The following is a 3,978-nucleotide window of genomic DNA, read 5'->3' as shown; positions in this document are numbered from 1 at the left end:
CAAGTGGATTGAGACGCCAACGGAAAGGAAGAAAACCCACCGTGACCAAAAAATCCCATAAAAACAAACAGGACAAGCTCAGTCCTACCGAAAAAGAGAGACTAATTCAAGAGAATATTCGCTTGCGTGAAGAACTTTATCATGCCCAGATGAAACTTGGAGAGCGTAAAATATCTTGTGTAAATGCATAAAAGATTTCTGAATTGTATAGAAATAGGGAATGCCTTCCCTTATGATATTTAGTAACCACAGAAAACATCACAGGAGGCATTCCCCATGAATGAACTTACCACAGAAATTATCGCTGCACTAGCCCAAAAGCAAGATTTGGACGAAGTTTTTCGTCACCACCTCGAAATTGCGATTAACCAGCTGCTTCAAACCGAATTGGCAGAGTTTTTGGGTTACGAACGCTACTCATACGCTGGGATTAACACTGGTAATAACCGCAACGGCAGTTATGAGAGCTCGTTTGATATGAAGTACGGCCAACTTAACTTAACCATTCCTCGAGATCGCAATGGCCGGTTTGAAAATCATACCTTGCCAGCCTACGGTCGGCACAGTGATAATTTAGAAACAACGGTCATTCAGTTGTATACCAAGGGAATTACCACTGCTGAAATTGCCGAACTCATTGAGAAAATGTACGGTGCTCACTACTCCAAAGCCACGGTTTCCAACATGACTAAAGCCATCAATGAACAGGTTCAAGCTTTCCAGCAACGTCGACTGGCTTCACAATATGCGACCATCTTCTTAGATGCCACTTACTTGCCGTTAAAGCGGGATACCGTTCAAAAAGAAGCCGTTCATATTGCGATTGGCATTCGTCCAGATGGTACGAAAGAAGTGCTGAACTACCAAGTGGCGCCAACGGAATCGACTGGAATCTGGACTGAACTGCTGGGAACCTTGATCAAGCAGGGCGTTAAAGATGTGCTGTTGTTTGTGGCCGATGGGTTAGTTGGTTTGGATGAAGGCTTGAATCGGCATTTTCCTAAAGCCAAACGACAACGTTGCCTGGTTCATGTTGGGCGGAATCTGATGAACAAAGTTCGCGTAAAAGACCGCAAGGCCGTGATCAGTGACTTTAAACAAGTTCATCGGGCCGCCAACCGTGAAGCAGCCGAACTGAAACTGAATGAGTTCGCCAACAACTGGCATCAGACCTATCCCAAATTAATCAAAGATCTGCTTAAAATGCCGAATTTACTCACTTTCATGGACTTTCCACCAGCTATCCGGCAATCACTATACTCCACTAACCTGATTGAGAACTTTAATAAGCATCTCAAGCGCACCACCCACCACAAAGAACAATTTCCAACGGAAGATTCACTGGATCGCTTCCTGGTTTCTCAGTTTAATGTTTATAACGAGAAGTCTCTGAAGCGGATCCACCGAGGGTTCAAAGGACTCCAGGATACCTTGGAAGCATCATTTATTTAAGTTAGATACATATTATATGTACGAAGGCATTTCATTTACACAAGATTCTTGACGCTGCCCAATATGTTGATTATATTAATAAAAAATACGTCGTTATTCGATGACTGTTGGTACGATCAATTCGAAGCGGTCTGTCAAATAGGTCAATTCAATTGGCAGTTTAACCGCTGGGTCGCCGTCAATACGTGTCGTCACGGCTTGACCAGTTGCACTCGTAATTCGTGCACTGGTTGCCGTTAGCTGTGTAATGGCCTTGGAGTTTTGCAAGTTCCCCGTTAGTGCGAACCAAATATATGGAATTACTTGCCGCCAGCCAATGTTGTTAAGTAGACTAATATGCATTTTTCCTGGAGCAGACGCGCTATAGACGTGCCCACCGACTGATTTGGTCGTTGTAATCAAACAGAACCATGTTTTTAAGGTGTGGCTTCCTTCGTGTTTGAATTGATATCGAATTGGCAGTGACTTATTGTGACCAATATGGCGAATAGCACGGTAAAGATAGCTTAATTTACCGAATCGCTGCTTCTCAGATTGTCGAACTTCATTGGAAATGTCAGCCAAATTACCGAATGTCAGTGAACTCACGACTGCCCGGCGTTGATTACAAACTAGCATGCCGACTGCTTGGGTCGCCGGCTGAGTACAAATTAGTTCGATGGCCGCTTGGGGGTCAGTTGGTAACTGGTAGCGGGTTGCAAAATTATTAACCGTTCCCATGGGAATAACACCGATACGAATATGTGCTTCAGCTTGGATTAGGGCTGTCATTGCAACGTTCAGTGTGCCATCTCCACCAATAACAATTAGTGCTGACAGTTGAGGAAGTGTTTGCTTAATTAACGCAATTGCCCGGGGGATTCCTGGTGTTGTCAGTAATCGAGACTCAATGCCGTGGTTCGATAGCGCTTGCGCGGTTTGATGGGCGACGGTTGCCGCTTGCCCATTACCCGCTTGTCCGTTATAGAAAATGCCGTAAGTTGTTGCCATGACAATCGCCTCTTGATTAAAAAATTAAGTTTATTCATCGCTTATTTAGTAAGCTTTTTATAGTCTCAGTATAGCTTGAACACTAGTTTGACTGGAAATGATATGCATCATTACTGAATTAGTCGGGTCAATGAGCATTTTGATTGCTCAATATAAATATTATAGTTATGATAATTTTAATCACACAATATCGGGATGGAGCGTGTTAACAATGGGATGGATAGGTGTTGCGATATTAGGACTAACAATAGGTATCGTTGCAAATGCGTTAGGCGCACATGGTCGGCGTCAAACGACAATTAATTTAATCGCAGGCTTATTCGGTGTACTTGGTGGCCAGCTGTCTTTTGGATGGTTCGGGCCAACAGTTGCTGGAATGACGTTGTTGCCAGTCGTGAGCGGGGCGATGATACTTATTGTGATCGGAACCGTTGCTGCCCAGGCGCTTCAGCCGCAGTAATTGTGATTAGGCATAAAAGGATTTGTTGAAGTAGCGCTTGTTAGCGCTATCAAAAGATGGAGGTGTCCGTAATGGCTAAAATTAAACGACAGACCCCTGGTTTTTGGGGTAAATTGTCACTATTGATTGCAATTGGGCAATTAGGATTGACTGTGTTTCGAGAAGTGCGGCAGTTCAAACACCGCCGCTAAAAAGGGATGACAGCATGCATTGGTTATGGGTAATGATTGTTGGCGCGGCGGTTGGTGATTTTGCAGGTGCTATCATGAGCCCCAGTCAATCGCGGGGTTGGATCGGTCACATTATTGCTGGCGTCCTTGGGGCACTCATTGGTGAAGGTGTGCTGGTGCCGATGGGGTCTGAGTTAGCCGGAATGACCGTGATACCAGCTGCAATCGGTGCAATTGCCGTCGTTCTGATAATGATGTTCGTGGTTCAGTGGGCATGGGTTCGACGGTCAAAACACAATTGAACAGTGCCAATTGACAGCCTGGCTGTTACGCTCGGCATCAAAAAATGTTAAACGGTAGATTGCAAATTTAATCCGAATTTTTGGATAAATTTGTCAGCATAACCTGATACGGTGTTTGCCAGTCGAGTATTTTAAGCGGTCGCTGGTTAATTTGGAGTAACGTCGTCGTTAAATCTTGAGCACTAATGTGCTCAAAACGAGTCCCTTTAGGATAAAAATAACGTAAATTACGATTAAAGCGTTCATTACTACCACGTTCAGCTGGAGTATAAGCATGGCAGTAATAGGTCTTAATACCATATTGTGATTCAAGTGATACTAGCCCACTAAACTCAGTGCCACGGTCCACAGTAAAGCTGTGCACCGGATCATTAAAAGTGGTTAGGAACTTAGTTAGTGCTTCATTAACAGTCGCTGTCGTCCGATCTTTTAACCGGTATGCCCAAAGGAACCGTGATTTTCGATCGATTAAAGTTAATAAAACTGCCTTACTATGCCCACGAGGACCAACGACTGTAGGTTCTGTTGCAAAGTTTTAAATCTACTATCAAATAAGGTAGAATAATAGAAAAAGATAGCAGGAGGAATGACGATGAATCATTTT

At 43.9% G+C, this 3,978-nt stretch carries 5 protein-coding genes and 1 pseudogene; 4 read left to right on the top strand and 2 right to left on the bottom strand.

Annotated elements, in window-relative coordinates:
• Both FC62_RS08415 and FC62_RS07840 read left to right on the top strand, forming a co-directional pair.
• Window positions 1–191: hypothetical protein (locus FC62_RS08415; RefSeq protein WP_236693801.1), on the top strand; the 191-nt coding region annotated here is incomplete at its 5' end.
• Window positions 192–276: 85 nt separating this feature from the next.
• Window positions 277–1,452 (top strand): IS256 family transposase, encoded by a 1,176-nt coding sequence (locus FC62_RS07840; RefSeq protein ID WP_056946950.1) that lies wholly within the window; start codon window positions 277–279, stop codon window positions 1,450–1,452.
• A gap of 93 nt (window positions 1,453–1,545) precedes the next feature.
• Here FC62_RS07840 and FC62_RS07835 read toward each other — a convergent pair whose 3' ends face one another.
• Window positions 1,546–2,442: a diacylglycerol/lipid kinase family protein gene (locus FC62_RS07835; protein WP_054746484.1), complete on the bottom strand. Its 897-nt coding sequence runs from the start codon at window positions 2,440–2,442 to the stop codon at window positions 1,546–1,548.
• Between the two features lie 211 nt (window positions 2,443–2,653).
• On the opposite strand from FC62_RS07835, the gene FC62_RS07830 reads away from it, so the two are divergent.
• Together FC62_RS07830 and FC62_RS07825 are read left to right on the top strand one after the other, a co-directional pair.
• A complete protein-coding gene (locus FC62_RS07830; protein ID WP_054746483.1) occupies window positions 2,654–2,902 on the top strand; it encodes a hypothetical protein in 249 nt (82 codons plus the stop codon).
• A gap of 205 nt (window positions 2,903–3,107) precedes the next feature.
• Window positions 3,108–3,374 (top strand): GlsB/YeaQ/YmgE family stress response membrane protein, encoded by a 267-nt coding sequence (locus FC62_RS07825; protein ID WP_054746482.1) that lies wholly within the window; start codon window positions 3,108–3,110, stop codon window positions 3,372–3,374.
• A gap of 67 nt (window positions 3,375–3,441) precedes the next feature.
• On the opposite strand, the pseudogene FC62_RS08055 reads toward FC62_RS07825, so the two are convergent.
• Window positions 3,442–3,891: pseudogene (locus tag FC62_RS08055) on the bottom strand (IS30-like element ISLpl1 family transposase); the annotation flags it as partial.
• Window positions 3,892–3,978: the final 87 nt, after the last annotated feature.

Origin of the sequence: Amylolactobacillus amylotrophicus DSM 20534, assembly GCF_001434555.1 — a bacterium.
Classification (GTDB): domain Bacteria; phylum Bacillota; class Bacilli; order Lactobacillales; family Lactobacillaceae; genus Amylolactobacillus; species Amylolactobacillus amylophilus.
This window is presented reverse-complemented; position numbering and strand designations above follow the sequence as displayed.